Source organism: Okeania sp. SIO3I5 (assembly GCF_010672085.1).
In the GTDB taxonomy this organism is placed as follows: Bacteria; Cyanobacteriota; Cyanobacteriia; order Cyanobacteriales; family Microcoleaceae; genus Trichodesmium.
On record NZ_JAAHHT010000485.1, the window covers coordinates 1 to 2,128 of the forward strand.

1 protein-coding gene is annotated in these 2,128 nt (G+C 35.0%); it reads left to right on the forward strand.

What is annotated here, in order from left to right:
• Positions 1–780 precede the first annotated feature (780 nt).
• Positions 781–1,716 (forward strand): lipid kinase, encoded by a 936-nt coding sequence (locus tag F6K40_RS39865; protein WP_293145757.1) that lies wholly within the window; start codon positions 781–783, stop codon positions 1,714–1,716.
• The last annotated feature ends 412 nt before the right edge of the window (positions 1,717–2,128 follow it).

A 2,128-nucleotide genomic window follows, 5' to 3' on the forward strand; every position in this document is an offset into this window, starting at 1 on the left:
TTAATGTCAATACTTTTAGATTTAATCAGCAAGCCCTATTTAGGAAACAGGTATGGAGGGAACAGGTATGGAGGGAATAGCTATAGAAAGCTTTGTTGCATGAAAGTAGCGTAGAACATTCATTCGTCAGCTATATCGCTCTTTTTCCCGATTATTGATGTTCCATTGATCTATTGTCCAATAGTTATTGCTCTGCTGAGAAAGCGAAAGACAGCAATCGCGATTATTGGTGTTCTATTTATCTATTGTCCAATAGTTAGGGCAGGCAGATCGAATCTCAAAACTTTTGCCTGTAAAGGTTTTAGTCTTTTTATTTCAAAGATTGATATTTGATGTATCTATTGTCCAATAGTTACAGCAGTTTCCCCCCGTTGATGAAGTACATACCCGGAGCAAGTGCGGCAGCTATATACTTTCATTCAACAAAGCCGATATAGAAGCAAAAAATATTCTCGATCATCAGTTCTACCCCATTAGTACGCAATTTACCGAAACAATTAAACAATTAAATAATTAGATAATTCAGGTTTAAAGCCTCCCCTTTCAAGGGGAAGAAAATAAATTTTTTCCTTTTAGTCAATCCTCTCCCTAAAAGGGAGAGGTAATTATCCATTATCCATTATCCATTATCCATTATCCATTATTGAATGTATCTCCAAAAAATAATATAATTCCTAGCAGTTGTAGACAAAAGGCAACTGGCAATATATTTTCATAAAAATATAAAAAGACTGTATTTAATTAATATGAAACCCCCTATATTAATAATCAATATTCCTCATGAACTCAGATAAGATAGAATCAAAAAAAGCTCTTTTATTAGTTAATCCTCACGCCAGAAAAGTTTCTCAAAGTTTACACTTAGTCTTAACTTATTTACAAGATTTTGGCTTAGAGATTATCTGTAAAGAAACTGAATCTCCCCAGGATTTTAACCATTTTATTCAAGAGTATAAAAACCAGGTAAATCTAATAATTATTGGTGGTGGGGATGGCACATTAAATTTAGCCGTCGATGCTCTAGTCGAAACAGGTTTACCCTTGGGAATTTTACCATTAGGAACAGCTAACGATCTAGCTAGAACTTTAGGAATTCCTGTTTCTCTATTTGAAGCTTGTCAAGCGATCGCTACTGGCAAAAAACGTTATATAGATTTAGGTGTAGTTAATGGTAAATATTTTTTCAATGTTGCCAGTATCGGATTAAGTGTAGATATTACTAATAATTTAACTAAAGAAGCAAAGCGTCGCTGGGGTGTCTTAGCTTATGCTATTACTGCCAGTAAAATGATTTTACAAAGTCGCCCTTTTACAGCAGAAATTAGTTGTAATGGTGAATCAAAAATAGTCAAGACTTTACAAGTTGCTGTAGGAAATGGCAAACATTATGGAGGTGGAATGACTATTGCTCACGACGCTACAATTGATGACCAAAGGTTAGATTTATACAGTCTAGAAGTGAAATATTGTTGGCAATTTATTGGTATGTTACCTGCTATATGGCAAGGAAAATATCAAGAAAGTTTTGGTTTTCGTTCCCTCTCTGGTTCCGTAATTAGTGTTTATACTCGCAAACCTCGTCCTATTAATACTGATGGAGAAATTGTTACTTATACTCCAGCTCATTTTCAGGTAGTTCCTTTAGCTTTAGCAGTTATGGTGCCGAAAAAATTAACAACTGAAAAGGAAAAACTAAAACCTGTAATACCATTTTGATAAATGTTTGCTACAAATAACTGGGAGATTTTTTAGTAGTCAGGAGTCAGGAGTCAGGAGTCAGAATGGATGGCTGAAATACCACTTTTTAGGTTGTAAATTATCTTTTTTGTCAAATGGATGTCTCCTGAAAATTATTTTTATCGCTCTTACTATTCGTAACATTCTTTTTTCAAAATGCTCTAATATCATGTCCGCTGGTATCGTTGGTGTAAACTCAAGGGTGAATTTTACCCGAAATTTAAGTTTTTTTTCTGGCTCTTAAGTATTCCTGCCAGTTAAGTGTTCCCTCCTCCCTCCTCCCTCCTCCCTGTTCCCTGTTCCCTACCTTTGCTATACAATACCGATGCTACCGGACATGATATAATTGATTAGATTGATCCAAACCTCTATAAAACAGGCATCTTGCCTG

Coding starts and splice junctions, on each gene's coding strand:
- F6K40_RS39865 (WP_293145757.1), top strand. CDS start 781: ATGAACTCAGATAAGATAGAATCAAAAAAAGCTCTTTTATTAGTTAAT.